Here is a 16,836-nt window from a genome sequence, read left to right on the forward strand (position 1 = left end):
GCATTGAAGTGAACCTGCGCTTCAGATCCAGCCGCCCCACTGCAGCAGGAAGATCCCGACGTTAGTGGTCACCGCCGCCATCACGGTAGTGATGACAATGATCGCCGCCGCCAGCTCATGATTGCCATTGGCCGCCCGGGCCATGACAAAACTGGCGGCGGCGGTCGGGCTGCCAAAATACAGGAACAAAATCCCCAATTCCGCGCCGCGAAAGCCCCACAGCCAGGCACCCAGCGTGGCCAGGACCGGCAGGCCGATCATCTTCACCAGGCTTGAGCTCAAGGCCATGTTTCCGCTTTTGCGCAGCGCTGCCATCGAGAGCGTGCCGCCAATGCAGATCAAGGCCAGCGGCAGGGTCATCTGCGCCAGGTAACTGCCGGACGTCTCCAGCCAGCCGGGCAAGCCAATCTGGAAGTAGGCAAAGGGTGCCGCGCTGATCACGCTGATGATCAGCGGGTTGCTGAACACACTTTTGCAGATGCTCCAGGGGTCCGACTTGATCACCGGGCTGTACACCGCCAGCACGATGGTCGACAGGGTGTTGTAGAGCAGGATCACCAACGCCGCGAGGATCGCGCCCAGGGAGATGCCGTAGTCGCCATACATGCTCGCGGCCAACGCCAGGCCGATGACCCCGTTGTTGCCGCGAAACGCCCCTTGGGTGTAGATCCCCCGGTCTTCACGGGGGCAACGAACAATCGCCCAGCCCCAGGCCAGGGCAAAGCTGGCCAGGGTGGCGAGGGCGAAGTAGATCAGCAGCGCCGGTTTTAATGCGGCGTGCAGGTCGGCGTGCAGGATCCCGAGGAACAACAGCGCCGGCATGGTGACGTTGAACACCAGCGACGAAGCGACGTGGATAAAGTTGTCGTCGATCCAGCGGATGCGCTTGAGCAGCACACCCAGAAACAGCATGGCAAACACCGGCGCGGTGATGTTCAGGGTTTCGAGAAAGATGGCCAGCATGCCGGGTGAACCTTGAGGGCGTCGTTAGGGGCCTAATGATAAGCCACAGAAGACTTCGGCGTCTTCGCGAGCAGGCTCATCGGATGCTGGCGCGGGCTGTAGATCACCTTCAGCCAGCCACCAGGAATTTGCCCGGCCACGTAGGCACAACCGAATGCGGAAAAGATATAACCGAGGGTGACCGGGTCGATGCCGTGGTCTTTCTGCAGGCTGAAGCCTGCGATGGCGATAGTGGCCCGGCTTGGTCGCTTGCCTGTACGTGTACTGCCACTGATTATTTTTATGCGCGGGTGAATCTGTCAGTGCGGTATCCGGTGGACCCGGATACCGCGGTGCAGCGGGTTACGATCCGATGTAAGAAGTTTTTACGACCGTGTAAAACTCTTGTGCATAGCGACCTTGCTCACGAGATCCATAGGATGAACCTTTTCGCCCACCAAACGGAACGTGGTAATCCACGCCGGCGGTCGGCAGGTTGACCATCACCATCCCAGCCTGGGAGTGGCGTTTGAAGTGGTTGGCGTGCTTCAGCGAGGTGGTGCAGATACCTGCCGACAAGCCGAACTCGGTGTCGTTGGCCATGGCCAGCGCCGCCTCGTAATCGGTGACCCGCACGATGTTGGCCACCGGGCCGAAGATTTCTTCACGGCTGATGCGCATGCCCGCTTCGCTGTCGGCAAACAGCGTCGGGGCAAGGAAGTAGCCTTCGGTGTCGCAGGTCACCAGCGCTCCGCCGCTGACCAGGCGCGCACCTTCGGACTGGCCGATGTCGATGTATTTCAAGTCCTGTTCAAGCTGGGCCTGGGACACCACCGGGCCCATGTCGGTGCCGGACTGCAGCGCGTGGCCGACCTTGATCGACTGCATCCGCTCAGCCATGGCCGCGACGAACCGGTCGTGAATCCCGGCAGTGACAATCAACCGGCTCGAAGCCGTGCAGCGCTGGCCGGTGGAGTAGAACGCGCTCTGCACCGACAACTCGACCGCCTGCTGCAAGTCGGCGTCATCGAGAATGACCTGCGGGTTCTTGCCCCCCATTTCCAGCTGCACCTTGGCCTGGCGCGAAACACAGTTGAGCGCGATCTGCCGGCCTACACCCACCGAGCCGGTAAAGCTGATGCCGTCGACTTTCGGGCTGTTGACCAGCGCCTCGCCCACCACACGACCGCTGCCCATCACCAGGTTGAACACCCCGGCCGGGAAACCGGCACGGGCAATGATTTCCGCCAGCGCCCAGGCGCAACCCGGGACCAGGTCGGCCGGCTTGAGCACCACACAGTTGCCATAAGCCAGGGCTGGGGCGATTTTCCACGCCGGGATGGCAATCGGGAAGTTCCACGGGGTGATCAGGCCGACCACGCCAAGGGCTTCGCGGGTGACTTCAACGTTGACCCCCGGGCGGACGGACGGCAGGTAGTCGCCGGACAGACGCAGGCATTCACCGGCAAAAAACTTGAAGATGTTGCCCGCGCGGGACACCTCGCCAATGGCCTCGGGCAGGGTCTTGCCCTCTTCGCGCGCCAGCAGGGTGCCGAGTTCTTCGCGACGCGCGAGGATTTCGCTACCGACTTTGTCCAGCGCATCGCTGCGGGCCTGGATACCTGAAGTCGACCAGGCCGGGAATGCAGCGCGTGCGGCATCGATGGCGGCGTTCACTTGGGCCAGGTCGGCCTTGGCGTATTCGCCCACCACATCGGACAGGTCCGAGGGGTTGATGTTGGCTGAATAGTCAGCACCGGCAACCCATTGGCCAGCGATGTAGTTGTCGAATCGTTTTACGTCTGCCACGGCAATCTCCTTACGCAAAAGGCCGCTGATTACTCAGCGGCCTGGTTTAATCGATGTGTTACTGGGCACCTTGCTTGTCGATCAAGGCGGCCAAGGCTTCGTATTCTTCTGGCAGCAGATCGGTCAGCGGGGCACGCACAGGACCTGCGTCGTACCCGGAGATTTTCGCGCCGGCCTTGACGATGCTCACGGCGTAACCGGCCTTGCGGTTACGGATATCCAGGTACGGCAGGAAGAAGTCATCGATGATTTTGCCGACGGTGGCGTGATCTTCACGGGCAACGGCGCGGTAGAAGTCCATCGCCGTTTTCGGGATGAAGTTGAACACCGCCGACGAATACACCGGTACACCCAGGGCCTTGTAGGCTGCGGCGTAGACTTCTGCGGTCGGCAGGCCGCCGAGGTAGCTGAAGCGATCACCGAGGCGGCGACGGATCGACACCATCAACTCGATATCACCCAGGCCGTCCTTGTAGCCGATCAGGTTCGGGCAGCGTTCGGCCAGGCGCTCGAGCAGCGGCGCGGTCAGGCGGCAAACGTTACGGTTGTAGACCACCACACCGATCTTCACCGATTTGCACACGGCTTCAACGTGGGCGGCAACGCCGTCCTGGCTGGCTTCCGTCAGGTAGTGCGGCAGCAGCAACAAGCCCTTGGCGCCCAGGCGCTCGGCTTCTTGAGCGTATTCGATGGCCTGGCGGGTGGAACCACCGACGCCCGCCAGGATCGGCACGCTGGTTTCACAGGTGTCGACCGCAGTCTTGATGATTTCCGAGTATTCGCTGGCGGCCAGGGAGAAAAACTCGCCGGTGCCACCGGCGGCGAACAGGGCCGAGGCGCCATACGGGGCCAGCCATTCCAGGCGCTTGATGTAGCCAGCGCGGTTGAAGTCGCCCTGGGCATTAAAGTCAGTCACCGGGAAAGACAGCAGGCCGGAAGAGAGGATGGACTTCAGTTCTTGTGGATTCATTATTCGAACACCCTAAGTAGCACGTTGTGATGAAAGCCGCTCAGCGTCATGCTGATGTTGTATGTCATCGTACAACTTAAAATGTAACCGTCAACTGCATTTCATCCTCCATAGGCCAAGCCAGCCCTTCAGGAGGTCTAGATTTATTACTAAGTCATTGATTTAAATCTGATAAATGAAAAAGCAAAAAACATCCCCGGCGCAGCTAGTCAGCGCGCCGGCGTTTTCTGTTATAGGATGTCTTACGGCCAACATCGGTCATGCCGGTGCTGGCCTCGCAACAGTGGGCGTTGCGCCCACTGCGGGTCGTGCCGTGCTGCCTAGCCGCGCTGGGCCTGGGCCTCTTCGTGGGCATGGCGCAGCCGCTCCCGGCTGTTGGTCAGGTGCAGGCGCATGGCGGCACGGGCTGCATCCGAATCCTGGCGCGCGATGGCGTCATAGATTTCATCGTGCTCACGGGCCAGGCGGCTCATGTAGTGCTGGTGGTCATCGTGGGCCAGGCGTGCCGAATTGAGACGGGTACGCGGGATGATGCTGGTGCCCAGGTGGGTCATGATGTCGGTGAAGTAGCGATTGCCGGTGGCCAGGGCAATCTGCAGGTGGAACTGGAAGTCCGAGGCCACGGCGTCACCGGCATGGGCGGCGCTTTCATTCAGCGCATCCAGCGCCGCCCGCATCAGGGCCAGTTGCTCGGGGCTGCGGCGTTGCGCGGCCAACCCGGCAGACTCGACCTCCAGGCTGATGCGCAACTCCAGTACCGCCAGCACGTCACGCAGGGTGACCACGGTGGCCGGGTCGATGCGAAATCCACTGGGGCTCGGTGTGTCGAGCACAAAGGTGCCGATCCCGTGGCGGGTTTCCACCTGCCCCGCCGCCTGCAGGCGCGAGATCGCTTCACGGACCACGGTGCGGCTGACGCCATGGGCCTCCATGATCGCCGACTCGGTGGGTAACTTGTCGCCACGCTTGAGCAAGCCGTCGCGAATCTGCTCGGACAGCACCGTCACCAGTTCCTGGGCGAGGCTACGGCGCTTGCGGGGCAGACGAGGGACGTCGATCGGGTTTTCCATGGTCAAGATCAATCTCAGGCAAGCAGTGATACGCACATCATAGCGCAGGGCGGTTGTACGATCACTGTTGACCTACATTTTCAGTGGGATCAGGCCGGCACGGTCTGCTCCAGCAGGTGGCCGTTGTCGATCCGCACATGGCGCGGATGGAACCGCTTCAGGCTGCTGCGATGACCGACGCTGACGATGCTCAAGCCCGGCAGTTGATCGATCAGCGCCTGGTACAGCGTGGCCTCGTCTTCTTCGTCCATCGCCGAAGTGGCTTCATCCATGTACAGCCATTGCGGTGCATAAAGCAGCGCACGGGCGAACGCCAGACGCTGCTGTTCACCCGGCGACAGCATGCGCTGCCAGTGGTTGGCTTCATCCAGGCGTGGCACCAGGTGGGGCAAACGACAGGTTTCCAGCACCTGTACATAGCGCTCGTGCGGGTAGGTATCGCCAGACTGTGGATAACTCAAGGCTTCACGCAGGGTGCCAATCGGCAGGTAAGGTTTCTGCGGCAGAAACAGGTACCGCGCATTCGGCAAGCGAATAGCCCCATGTCCGGCCGGCCATAAGCCGCCCATGGCCCGCAGCAGAGTACTTTTGCCGCTGCCGGAGCGACCGCTGAGCATCAGCCTGTCGCCCTGCTCCACGGTCATGTCGGCACTGGTCAGCAGATGACGACCATCCGCCAGGTCCAGGCCCACCTCCTGCACCTGCAACTCGGCGCCTTCTTGTTGAACGTCGATGGCCGGCACACGCGCTTCGTTTTCGCTCATCGCCTGGCGGAAACTCAGCAACCGGTCACAAGTGGCACGCCAGGCGGCCAGGTCGGCGTAGGCACTGATGAACCAGCTGAAGTTCTCCTGGACGTTGCCGAAGGCCGAGTTGATCTGCATCAGTTCGCCCAGCTCGATCTTGCCGGAGAAATACCGCGGCGCCGCCACGATGAACGGGAAGATGATCGCGATCTGCCCGTAACCGGCGGTGAAGAAAGTCAGGCGCTTGGACACTTTCATGATGTCCCAGAAGTTGTGCCAGACCTTGCCGAACCGCGTACTCAAGCGCTGGTTTTCATTCGCTTCGCCGTTGTACAGGGCAATGCTCTCGGCATTCTCCCGGACCCGCACCATGGAGAACCGCAGGTCGGCTTCAAAGCGTTGTTGCTGGTTGTTCAGGCCGATCAAGCGGCGACCGATCAAGTGGGTGATCCAACTACCCACCAGTGCGTAGAGCAGGGCGCACCAGAACATGTAGCCGGGAATGGTGTAGCCAAATACCTCGATACTGCCGGAAACGCCCCACAGAATGATCGAGAACGACACCAGGCTGACCACCGTGCGAATCAGCCCCAGGCCCAGGCCCAGGGTATTGTTGGTGAAACTGTTGAGGTCTTCGGAGATTCGCTGGTCCGGGTTGTCGGTGTAACCGCCCTGCTCCAGCTGGTAGTAGTTCTTGTGCCCGAGCCAGCGGGCGAAGTGTTTTTCGGTGAGCCAGGCGCGCCAGCGGATGGTCAGCATCTGGGTCAGGTACAACCGGTAGACCGCCCCCAGGATCGCCACCGCGGCAATCCCACAAAAATACAGGATCAGGCTCCAGAACGCGGCATCGTCTTTCTTTTGCAGGGCGTTGTAGAAATCCTTGTACCAGCTGTTGATCCACACTGAGATCGCCACGCTGAACAGCGACAGGCCAATCACCGCAATCAACAGCAGCCAGGCCTTGCCCTTCTCTTCACTGCGCCAATAAGGCGTGATCATCTGCCAGACACGGCGGAAAAACTGACCGCGCACCGCATCGTTGACCGCGGAATATTCAGCGTTCTGATTCATGGTTCAGGCTCGGTAGAAAACACAGGACGTAGGAACCGATCATAGGTGATCGGTTCATTTTGTCCCGGAGGCTGGCGATTTTCGTTCAGCGACGGTTCAGCGGCGAACCGGACGCTTCTGCAGTTTGCGCTGCAGGGTGCGCCGGTGCATGCCCAGGGCGCGGGCCGTGGCGGAGATGTTGCCTTCGTGCTCGGTGAGGACGCGCTGGATGTGCTCCCACTGCAGGCGGTCCACCGACATCGGGTTTTCCGGCACCAGGGTATCGAGGTCGGCGTGCTCGGACAGCAAGGCGGCCAGCACATCATCGGCATCGGCTGGTTTGCACAGGTAATTGCAGGCGCCGCGCTTGATCGCCTCGACGGCGGTGGCAATGCTCGAGTAACCGGTCAGGATCACCACGCGCATTTCCGGGTCGAGTTCCAGCAGCTTGGGCAGCAGCACCAGCCCGGAATCGCCATCCATTTTCAGGTCCAGCGCGGCGAAATCCGGCAGGTCCTGCTGAGCAATGACCAGGCCTTCCTCGGCGGAACCGGCGGTGCTGACGCGAAAACCGCGGCGGCTCATGGCGCGGGCCATGACGCGGGTGAAAGTAGCGTCGTCGTCTACCAGCAATAAATGCGGCAGGTCTTCGCCTTCGACTTGGATCTCGTCACTCATGGTCGTCTCCTCGTGCGGCACGGGGCAGGCGCAGCTCGGTGAGCGTACCGCCTTCCTCATGACTATAGAGTTTCACTGAGCCGCCGGCGCGTGTCACGCTGGCCTTGCTCAAAAACAGGCCCAGGCCGAAACCTTTGCCCTTGGTGGTAAAAAATGGCTTGCCGATCTGCTCGGCAATGGCCAGCGGCACACCGGCACCGTGGTCGCGAATACTGATGGTCAGCTCGATGGCGTCCCAGTCCAGCGTCACTTCCAGCCCTTCCGGGCAGGCGTCGGCGGCATTGTTCAGTAGGTTGAGCAAGGCCTGGGTCAGGTCCGGCGGCGGCGCCAGGCGCGGCTCACTGCCCTCCCCCCGCCGCTGCAGGCGGTAAGTGGCTTCCGGACGCATCAGGTGCCAGCGGTCGAGCGCTTCGTTGAGCCAGACGCTGACGTCCTGCATGTCCACGGCCAAGCGGCGATTGTTCTCGGCGGCGCGCACCAACTGCTGCAAGGTCTGCTTGCAGAGCTTCACCTGATCCTGCAGCACGCTCAAATCCTCGCGCAGCAGTGGGTCATGATGGTCTTGCAACATCTCGTTGATCAGCACGCTCATGGTCGCCAGTGGCGTGCCCAATTCATGGGCAGCGCCGGCGGCCTGGGTGGCCACGGCCAGCAGTTGCTGATCGCGCAAGCCCTCTTCACGGCGGATCGCCCGCAATTCTTCCTGGCGACGCAACTCTTCGGCCATGCGCGCGGCAAAGAAGGTGATGACCGCCGCCGCCAGGGCAAAACTCAGCCACATGCCGTAGATCTGCATCTTTTCCCGGTACATCGGGAAGGTTTCCAGGGGGTAGAACTGCGCCAGCAGCAAGGTGTACATGGTCAGCGCAATGCCCGACAGGATCACCGAATAGCGCCACGGCAAGGTCACGGCAGCGATGGTCAGGGGCACCAGGTAATAAGAGACGAACGGGTTGGTGGACCCGCCCGAGAAATACAGCAGCGCACTGTGGATAAACAAGTCGCAGGCCAGTTGCACGGCGTACTCGAGCTCGGTCACCGGCCACGAGGTGCGCAGCCGTATGGCGGTAAAGGCACACAGCAGCATCGAGCAACCGAGGGTCGCGGCCAGTTCCAGCCAGGGCAGCGGCAGCAGGTCGAACCAATAGGCGAGCCCTACCGAACCGGCCTGGGCGGCCAGCACCAGGGTGCGGATGAACGTCAGTCGCCAGAGGTTCTGGCGAGTCGCGGAAAGTAGTTGTACGGGGGCGAGCATGAGCTCTCCTGATGAGCGCTCCAGGCGGATCGCGTCGAGTATAACCAAGCAGGGGGCCTGGCAGGCAAAACTGCGGCAAAGCGACACAGGGCAATTGATCGCACAGCAAGCACCTGCGCGCTATCTGTATAGAAGTTGTAACCGGCTGAACCGGACAATAGAAGCTAGAGTCTGATGGTTCTACGCAGGCTCGCACCGTTACCCCTGCGCATCATCCAAGGAGCTTTCATGAATACATTTCGCCGCAGCGCCGCCCTTCTCGCCCTCAGTGCCGGCACCCTGGCCAGCCTCCCGGCCCTGGCCGCGGACGAGCTGCACTACAACCAGATTTCCCTGCGCGCCGAAGTCAGCCAGGAAGTGGCCCGCGACTTGATGATCGTGACCCTCTATACCGAAGAGCAGAATGCCGACCCGGCCAAGCTGGCGGCCGTGGTGAGCACCGCGATGAACAAGGCGCTGAGCCAGGCCAGGCAGGTCAAGGACGTGACCTTGCGCCAGGGCAGCCGCAACAGCTACCCGATCTACGACGACAAGGGCCAGAAGATCACCGGCTGGCGTGAGCGTGCCGAACTGCGCCTGGAAAGCTCGGACTTCGCCGCCCTGTCCAAACTCACCGGCGAACTGCTGGGCGACCTGAAGATGGCCGGCATGGACTTCGCCATCGCCACCCCGACCCGCAAGGCCAGCGAGGATGCGCTGCTCAAGGAAGCGGTCAACGCCTTCAAGGCTCGCGCCCAACTGACCACCGAAGCCCTGGGCGGCAAAGGTTACAAAATCGTCAACCTGAACCTCAACAGCAATGGTTATCCACAGCCTTACCTGCGCGCGCCAATGATGATGAAAGCCGCCGCCATGGATTCCGCCCCGGTGACCCCGCAAGTAGAAGCCGGCACCAGCCAGGTCAGCATGTCGGCCGACGGCTCTATTGAAGTGTTGATGCCGTAACGCTTGTAGGAGCTGGCCGGGAAAGCGGAACGCCGCCCGGCCAGCTCCTACAGATTTCCCCTCCCCCTCCCCCCTCGCCATCTCGAAATCTCCGACTAGGCTGTACGTATGGTTCGGTAACACCTCGCTCCGTCAAAGTGCGCCCACTGTGCCTTCAGCACCCATTTGGTGCACCTATCGCACCGAAAAAACCCTACGCAAACGATCAAATGCGTCAAAGTTTATAAGAATGCGACATTAAGGTACGTTCGTACCACTGTTTAAGACTTGTAGCCGCTCTGGATCTTGCATTGGGTATAGGCCCTGCATAAGTATCCGCAGGTCGACTCACGAGGTCGTCCTCTAATTCCAAAAATGACAACAAATCATGAGGCCACCATGCTTAAACACGCGGTCATTCCGTTTTTAGTCGGCGCCAGCTTGCTCGCTAGCGCACCTTTCGCCTCCGCTGCGACTAACCTGGTGTTCTGCTCCGAAGGGAGCCCGGCTGGTTTTGATCCTGGCCAGTACACCACCGGAACCGACTTCGACGCCTCGGCAGAGACCATGTTCAACCGCCTGAGCCAGTTCGAACGTGGCGGCACCGCCGTTGTTCCTGGCCTGGCCACCAGTTGGGACGTGTCCCCGGATGGCCTGACCTACACCTTCCATCTGCGCGAAGGGGTCAAGTTCCACACCACGCCGTACTTCAAGCCGACCCGTGAATTCAACGCCGACGACGTGCTGTTTACCTTCAACCGCATGATCGACAAGGACCTGCCGTTCCGCAAAGCCTACCCCACCGAGTTCCCGTACTTCACGGACATGGGGATGGACACCAACATCAAGCACATCGAAAAAATCGACGACAAGACCGTCAAGTTCACCCTGGGCACGGTAGACGCCGCATTCATCCAGAACCTGGCCATGAGCTTTGCCTCGATCCAGTCTGCCGAATACGCCGACAAACTGTTGAAGGAAGGCAAGCCGGGCGACATCAACCAGAAGCCAATCGGCACTGGCCCGTTCGTGTTCAAGAGCTACCAGAAAGACTCCAACATCCGTTACACCGGCAACAAGGACTACTGGAAGCCTGAAGACGTCAAGATCGACAACCTGATCTTCGCCATCACCACCGACCCGTCGGTGCGTATCCAGAAGCTGAAGAAAAACGAATGCCAGGTCACCCTCTTCCCACGTCCGGCCGACCTCAAGGCCCTGGGTGAAGACAAGAACCTGAAACTGCCGCACCAGGCCGGTTTCAACCTCGGCTACATCGCCTACAACGTGATGCCGGTCCTCAAGGGCCGTACCGACGCCAACCCACTGGCCAAGCTGGAAGTGCGCCAGGCGCTGGACATGGCGGTGAACAAGCAGCAAATCATCGACTCGGTCTACCAGGGCGCTGGCCAACTGGCCGTCAACGCCATGCCGCCGACCCAGTGGTCCTATGACGACACCATCAAGGACGCCAAGTACGATCCTGAAAAGGCCAAGGAACTGCTGAAAAAGGCAGACATCAAGCCGGGCACCGAAATCACCCTGTGGGCCATGCCGGTCCAGCGTCCGTACAACCCGAATGCCAAGCTGATGGCAGAAATGCTGCAGTCGGACTGGGCGAAAATCGGCCTGAAAGTCAACATCGTCAGCTACGAATGGGGCGAGTACATCAAGCGTTCCAAAGGTGGCGAGAACCAGGCCATGATCATTGGCTGGAGCGGTGACAATGGTGACCCGGACAACTGGTTGAACGTACTGTTCGGCTGCGACTCCCTGAGCGGCAACAACTTCTCGAAATGGTGCGACAAGCCGTACGACACCATCATCAAGGAAGCCAAGGCCACCACCGACGTCGCCAAACGCACCGAGCTGTACAAGCAGGCGCAACACCTCCTCAAAGATGCAGTCCCGATGACACCTATCGCGCACTCGACGGTGTATCAACCCATGCGCAATACCGTGCAGGACTTCAAGATCAGCCCGTTTGGATTGAACTCCTTCTACGGCGTCAGCGTCAGCAAATAAGGTATTGCCGCGGCGACGTCGCTGACGTCGCCGCGGCTCTATCTGCCAAGACAGCGGAATTGACCTACATCCCAAATCACTGCGGCCTACTGCCACAGGTTTGGGACGTATCGCCTTTTCTTACCTGTATTTAAGGCCTTTCGCATTTACCGCCCGACATTCGACTCACTAACGTCGAGGGTCCGACCGTACTGCGCCTGGAACGGCAATCGCTGAAGCCCGTGGTTCTGCACCCGTGATGCCCGCACGTCCCCGGACGGGACGAGGGCTCATGGTTTATTTCCAATAAGAGAGGGAGTGTCATGCGCCATACCTTGGTTATCTCCGCCCTGCTGGGCACCGGCCTGTTGGCCGCCACCTCCATCAGCCAGGCCGCCGGCAACAGCCTGGTGTTTTGCTCCGAAGGCAGCCCGGCGGGCTTCGACACTGCGCAATACACCACCGCCACCGACAACGATGCCGCCGAGCCCCTGTACAACCGGCTGGCCGAGTTCGAGAAAGGCGCCACCAGCGTCGTACCGGGCCTGGCAACCCGCTGGGATATTTCCGACGACGGCCTCACCTACACCTTCCACCTGCGCGAAGGGGTGAAATTCCACACCACCAAGTACTTCACCCCGAGCCGGGATTTCAACGCCGACGACGTGCTGTTCACCTTCAACCGCATGCTCGATCCCGAACACCCCTTCCGCAAGGCCTACCCCACCGAGTTCCCGTACTTCAACGGGATGAGCCTGAACAAGAACATCGCCAAGGTTGAAAAAACCGGGCCCCTGACCGTGGTCATGACCCTGAACTCGGTCGACGCCGCGTTCATCCAGAACATCGCCATGAGCTTCGCCGCGATTCTCTCCGCCGAATACGCCGACCAGTTGCTGGCCTCGGGCAAACCCAGCGAGATCAACCAGAAGCCGGTCGGCACCGGGCCGTTCGTGTTCCAGCGCTACCAGAAAGACTCGCAGATCCGTTATGCGGGCAATAAACAGTACTGGGACCCGAGCCGGGTCAAACTTGACCAACTGATTTTTGCGATCAACACCGATGCCTCGGTACGGGTGCAGAAACTCAAGGCCGGCGAGTGCCAGGTCACCCTGCATCCACGCCCGGCCGATGTCGAGGCGCTGAAAAAAGACCCGAAGCTGCAACTGATCGAAAAACCCGGGTTCAACCTCGGCTACATCGCCTACAACGTCCAGCACAAACCCTTCGACCAGCTCGAAGTACGCCAGGCGCTGGACATGGCCGTGAACAAGCAAGGCATCCTCAACGCCGTGTACCAGGGCGCCGGGCAACTGGCGGTGAACGCTATGCCGCCGACCCAGTGGTCCTACGACGACAGCATCAAGGATGCTGCCTATGACCCGGAAAAAGCCAAGGCGCTGCTCAAGACGGCCGGCGTCAAGGAAGGCACCGAAATCACTCTGTGGGCCATGCCGGTGCAACGCCCGTACAACCCGAACGCCAAGCTGATGGCCGAAATGCTCCAAGCAGACTGGGCGAAAATCGGCCTGAAAGTGAAGATCGTCAGCTACGAATGGGGCGAGTACATCAAGCGCACCAAGAACGGCGAGCACGACATCAGCCTGATCGGCTGGACCGGCGACAATGGCGACCCGGACAACTGGCTGGGCACCCTGTACAGCTGCGATGCGATTGGCGGCAATAACTACTCCATGTGGTGCGACCCGCACTACGACAAGCTGATCAAGCAGGCCAAGATCGTGACCGACCGCGAGCAGCGCACGGCGCTCTACAAACAGGCCCAGCAGTTGCTCAAGCAGCAGGTGCCAATTACCCCAGTCGCCCACTCCACGGTCAACCAGCCATTAAGCGCCAAAGTCGAGGGATTTAGAGTCAGTCCCTTCGGTCGTAACGTGTTCTCCGGTGTCGGGATCGACCAATAACTGATTAGCCACAACCTGGGGGCGATTTTCGCCCTCACGCCAGACTGTTGCCTGAATTCGGCGTTATCGCCCCATGCAAACGTTTGCGATGCCTTGAATGAGTTCCACCCTAAGTAGCCGGCTTGTTGCAAGAGACCGGCAATAACAAGAGAAAAAAAGGAGCTTCACTGATGAAACTGAGCAACTCCGCCCTATTGGCCCTGGCCATCAGCAGCATCACCGCGACCGCCTATGCCGAACCCCAGAGCCAGGCGTTCACCCCGGTGACGGTCAACACCAGCAATGCCCAATCCGAGGCCACCGGTTTCATCGAAGGCCAGAAGATCGACGGCAGTACCCGTAACTGGTACGCCAACGAACAACTCAAGCGCGGCGGCAAGTTCGCCTACAAAAAAGACGGCGTCTCGACCCCCACCGATCGCCGGATCAACTGGGTCCAGGGCACCATCGTCAAGTACAACTCCGGATTCACCCAGGGCACCGTGGGCTTCAGCACCGAGCTGGCGGCCTACAACGCTGTCGCACTGGAACGTGATCGGGAAAACCTGGCCTCCAACAACGGCGGCGCTCCGGGCACTCGCCCTGGCGCAGGCAACAACCGGACCCTGACCAAAGAAGGCGGCGACGCCCAGGGCCAATGGAGCAAGCTGGGCCTGGCCAACGTCAAGGCTCGCATCTCCAATACCACCCTGACTGCCGGGCGCATGAACTTCAGCAGCCCGCAAGTCGATGTCATCGGCAACCGTGCCCTGCCTTCGAGTTTCCAGGGTGTGGCCTTGCACAGTGAAGAGCTGAGCAACCTGGCCTTCGACGTCGCCACCTTCGATCGCAACTCACCGCGTACCGAAGAGAGCCTGAGCAAATTCCGCTCCGAATACGGCGCCATCGATGCCGAAGCCGATCACGTCAACACCGCCGGCATCAGCTACTCGCCGTTCGCCAGCCTGACCACCAGCCTCTGGGCCACCCAGGCCGAAGACATCTGGAACCAGTACTACTTCGGCGCCACCCACGTGCTGGGCGACAGCTCGGTGCTGAGCCTGACCACCGGCCTGAACTACTACAAGACCCAGGAAGAAGGCAAAGCCAAGCTGGGCAACATCGACAACGACACCTACTCCCTGTCGCTGGGCCTGACCCACCAGGCTCACACCCTGACCTTCTCCTACCAGCAAGTGAACGGGAACGAATACTTCGACTACTTGCACGAAACCAACGGCATCTACCTGGCCAACTCCCTGCTGTCGGACTTCAACGGCCCGAACGAGAAATCCTTCCAGGTTTCCTACGGCCTGAACATGGCCGAGTACGGCGTACCGGGTCTCAAGTTCAACATCTACCAGGCACGCGGCTGGGGCATCGACGGCACCCACTACACCGGCACCGGCTACGACGGCATCCAGTCGCAAGACGGTGAACACCACTATGAATATGGCATCGGCAGCACTTACGCCATTCAAAGCGGTCCGCTGAAAGCCACCACCGTTCGCGCCACCTACACCGCGCACCGGGCGAGCGAAAACCAGGCTGACGGCAGCATCAACGAGTTCCGCCTGGTCACCACCATTCCGTTCAACGTCCTCTAAGACGTGACAACCGCGGGGCCGATTCGACGAATCGGTCCCAACGACTAATCTGGCTCATGGAATACGGAGGGTTAATATGAAGATGCTTCCCTTGCGCGCAGTTGTCGCAGCCACCGTGCTGATGACAGCCATCGGTGCTTCGGCCAACCCCTTGGTGGTCTGCACCGAAGCCAGCCCGGAAGGTTTCGACCCGGTGCTCTACACCACTGCCGTAACGGCCGACGCAGCAGCAGAGACCCTGTTCAACCGCCTGGTGGACTTCAAGCCCGGTACCGCGCAGATCCAGCCGGCCCTGGCCGAAAGCTGGGACATCACCCCGGACGGCCTGCAATACACCTTCCACCTGCGCCCAGGCGTCGCGTTCCACACGACCGACTACTTCAAACCGACGCGCACGCTCAATGCCGACGACGTGGTCTGGAGCTTCCAGCGTCAACTGGACCCCAACCACCCGTGGCACAAGCAATCGGCTGTCGGCTTTCCCTACTTTGAAAGCATGGACTTCCAGAACCTGCTCAAGCGCGTCGAAAGAGTCGACGAGTTAACCGTCAGGTTCACCCTGAATCGACCTGAAGCCCCCTTCCTGCTTGACCTGGGCATGGCGTTCACCTCGATTCACTCGGCCGAGTACGCCGCGTTACTGCAAAAGGCCGACAAGATGGCCGACCTCAACAGCAAGCCGATCGGCACCGGTCCGTTCATCTTCCAGCGCTACGCCAAGGATGCGCAGGTCCGCTACAAGGCCAACCCGCACTACTTCCGTGGCAAGCCGCCGGCAGACCCGCTGATCTTTGCCATCACCCCGGACAACAACACCCGCCTGCAGAAGCTCAAGGCCAATGAATGCCAGGTAGCGCTCTACCCCAAACCCGATGACGTCCCGAGCATCCAGGCCGACCCGGCCCTGCAGGTCGCCAGCATCGCGGCCATGTCCACCGGCTATACCGCGATCAATACCAGCCACAAATACCTGAGCGATGTACGGGTGCGCCGGGCCATCGAGCTGGCCCTGGACAAACAGACCTACGTCGACACCCTGTACGGCAAAGGCAACGCGATTGCCGCGGTCAACCCCTACCCGCCGGCGCTACTGGGCTATAACACCACGCTGAAGAACCCACCCCAGGACCTCGACCAGGCACGCGCCCTGCTCAAGGAAGCCGGCGTTCCACCCGGCACCGTGTTCACCCTGTACACCCGCAACGCCGGTGGCCCAACCAACCCCAACCCGCAACTGGGCGCCCAGTTGATCCAGGCGGACCTGGCCAAGGTCGGTCTCACCATCGACATTCGTGTCATGGAGTGGGCCGAAATGCTCAAGCGTGCGAAGAAAGGCGAACACGACCTGGTATCTGCCGGCTGGAGCGGCGACAACGGTGACCCGGATAACTTCCTCGGTCCGCTGTTGAGTTGCGAAGCTGCCAAGAACGGCGAAAACTACAGCCGCTGGTGCAACCCGCAATTCCAGGCGCTGATCACCCAGGCCCGGGCCACGACCGGTACCGCCGAACGCGCCGCCCTCTATGAAAAAGCCCTGACTATCCTGCACGACGAAGTGGTGTGGGTTGATCAGGCTCATCCCAAGATGTTTACCGCCCTGCGCAAGAACGTAGACGGTTATTACATGAACCCGCTGACCACCAATAACTTCGCCACCACCCAGGTGAAGTAGAAAAAAACGCCGGCCACAGCCTGATTCTGGGCTGACCGGTACGCCTAACCGGCTGATGAGGTACACCACAAGATGTTTAGTTTTATTGCCCGCCGATTGGGGTTGTTGATCCCCACGTTCTTCGGCATCACCCTGCTGACTTTCGCGTTGATTCGCATGATTCCCGGCGACCCTGTGGAAGTCATGATGGGAGAACGCCGGGTCG

General features: G+C 60.6%; 12 protein-coding genes and 2 pseudogenes. 6 read left to right on the top strand and 8 right to left on the bottom strand.

From position 1 onward, the window contains the following. Positions 1-21 precede the first annotated feature (21 nt). From AACY45_RS12500 to AACY45_RS12535, 8 genes and pseudogenes are all read right to left on the bottom strand, one after another. Positions 22-963 carry an AEC family transporter gene (locus AACY45_RS12500; protein WP_339545762.1) on the bottom strand — a complete coding sequence of 314 codons (942 nt, stop codon included), beginning with the start codon at positions 961-963 and terminating at the stop codon, positions 22-24. A 110-nt stretch (positions 964-1,073) separates the two neighbouring features. Next, positions 1,074-1,259: pseudogene (locus AACY45_RS12505) on the bottom strand (hypothetical protein); the annotation flags it as partial. A gap of 46 nt (positions 1,260-1,305) precedes the next feature. Continuing rightward, on the bottom strand, positions 1,306-2,751 hold the full coding sequence (locus tag AACY45_RS12510; RefSeq protein ID WP_339545763.1) for an aldehyde dehydrogenase family protein: 1,446 nt from the start codon (positions 2,749-2,751) through the stop codon (positions 1,306-1,308). Between the two features lie 58 nt (positions 2,752-2,809). Further along, positions 2,810-3,721 carry a 5-dehydro-4-deoxyglucarate dehydratase gene (gene kdgD, locus AACY45_RS12515; RefSeq protein WP_339545764.1) on the bottom strand — a complete coding sequence of 304 codons (912 nt, stop codon included), beginning with the start codon at positions 3,719-3,721 and terminating at the stop codon, positions 2,810-2,812. A 320-nt stretch (positions 3,722-4,041) separates the two neighbouring features. After that, on the bottom strand, positions 4,042-4,791 hold the full coding sequence (locus AACY45_RS12520; RefSeq protein WP_095169322.1) for a FadR/GntR family transcriptional regulator: 750 nt from the start codon (positions 4,789-4,791) through the stop codon (positions 4,042-4,044). An 89-nt stretch (positions 4,792-4,880) separates the two neighbouring features. After that, positions 4,881-6,608: an ABC transporter ATP-binding protein/permease gene (locus tag AACY45_RS12525; protein ID WP_339545765.1), complete on the bottom strand. Its 1,728-nt coding sequence runs from the start codon at positions 6,606-6,608 to the stop codon at positions 4,881-4,883. A gap of 96 nt (positions 6,609-6,704) precedes the next feature. Next, positions 6,705-7,265, bottom strand: a complete 561-nt coding sequence (locus AACY45_RS12530; protein ID WP_339545766.1) for a response regulator transcription factor — start codon at positions 7,263-7,265, stop codon at positions 6,705-6,707. Continuing rightward, positions 7,258-8,520 carry an ATP-binding protein gene (locus tag AACY45_RS12535; protein WP_339545768.1) on the bottom strand — a complete coding sequence of 421 codons (1,263 nt, stop codon included), beginning with the start codon at positions 8,518-8,520 and terminating at the stop codon, positions 7,258-7,260. Before AACY45_RS12535 ends, AACY45_RS12530 begins: the two co-directional genes overlap by 8 nt. A 228-nt stretch (positions 8,521-8,748) precedes the next feature. Between AACY45_RS12535 and AACY45_RS12540 the strand changes: the two genes are divergently transcribed. The 6 genes and pseudogenes from AACY45_RS12540 to AACY45_RS12565 form a co-directional block, all read left to right on the top strand. Then, complete coding sequence (locus AACY45_RS12540; protein ID WP_339545769.1) at positions 8,749-9,465, top strand: SIMPL domain-containing protein; 717 nt, start codon at positions 8,749-8,751, stop codon at positions 9,463-9,465. Positions 9,466-9,843: 378 nt separating this feature from the next. Then, positions 9,844-11,469, top strand: a complete 1,626-nt coding sequence (locus AACY45_RS12545; protein WP_339545770.1) for an ABC transporter substrate-binding protein — start codon at positions 9,844-9,846, stop codon at positions 11,467-11,469. A gap of 302 nt (positions 11,470-11,771) precedes the next feature. Next, positions 11,772-13,373, top strand: coding sequence for an ABC transporter substrate-binding protein (locus AACY45_RS12550; RefSeq protein WP_339545771.1), 1,602 nt, complete (start codon positions 11,772-11,774; stop codon positions 13,371-13,373). Between the two features lie 170 nt (positions 13,374-13,543). Beyond that, positions 13,544-14,959 (top strand): OprD family porin, encoded by a 1,416-nt coding sequence (locus tag AACY45_RS12555; RefSeq protein ID WP_339545772.1) that lies wholly within the window; start codon positions 13,544-13,546, stop codon positions 14,957-14,959. 76 nt (positions 14,960-15,035) lie between these two features. Beyond that, the gene (locus AACY45_RS12560; protein ID WP_339545773.1) at positions 15,036-16,631 is read left to right on the top strand and encodes an ABC transporter substrate-binding protein; all 1,596 of its coding nucleotides are present in this window, start codon (positions 15,036-15,038) and stop codon (positions 16,629-16,631) included. Positions 16,632-16,703: 72 nt separating this feature from the next. Continuing rightward, positions 16,704-16,836, top strand: a pseudogene (locus tag AACY45_RS12565) (peptide ABC transporter permease); the annotation flags it as partial.

The organism is Pseudomonas sp. RA_35y_Pfl2_P32, assembly GCF_963970735.1.
Classification (GTDB): Bacteria; Pseudomonadota; Gammaproteobacteria; order Pseudomonadales; family Pseudomonadaceae; genus Aquipseudomonas.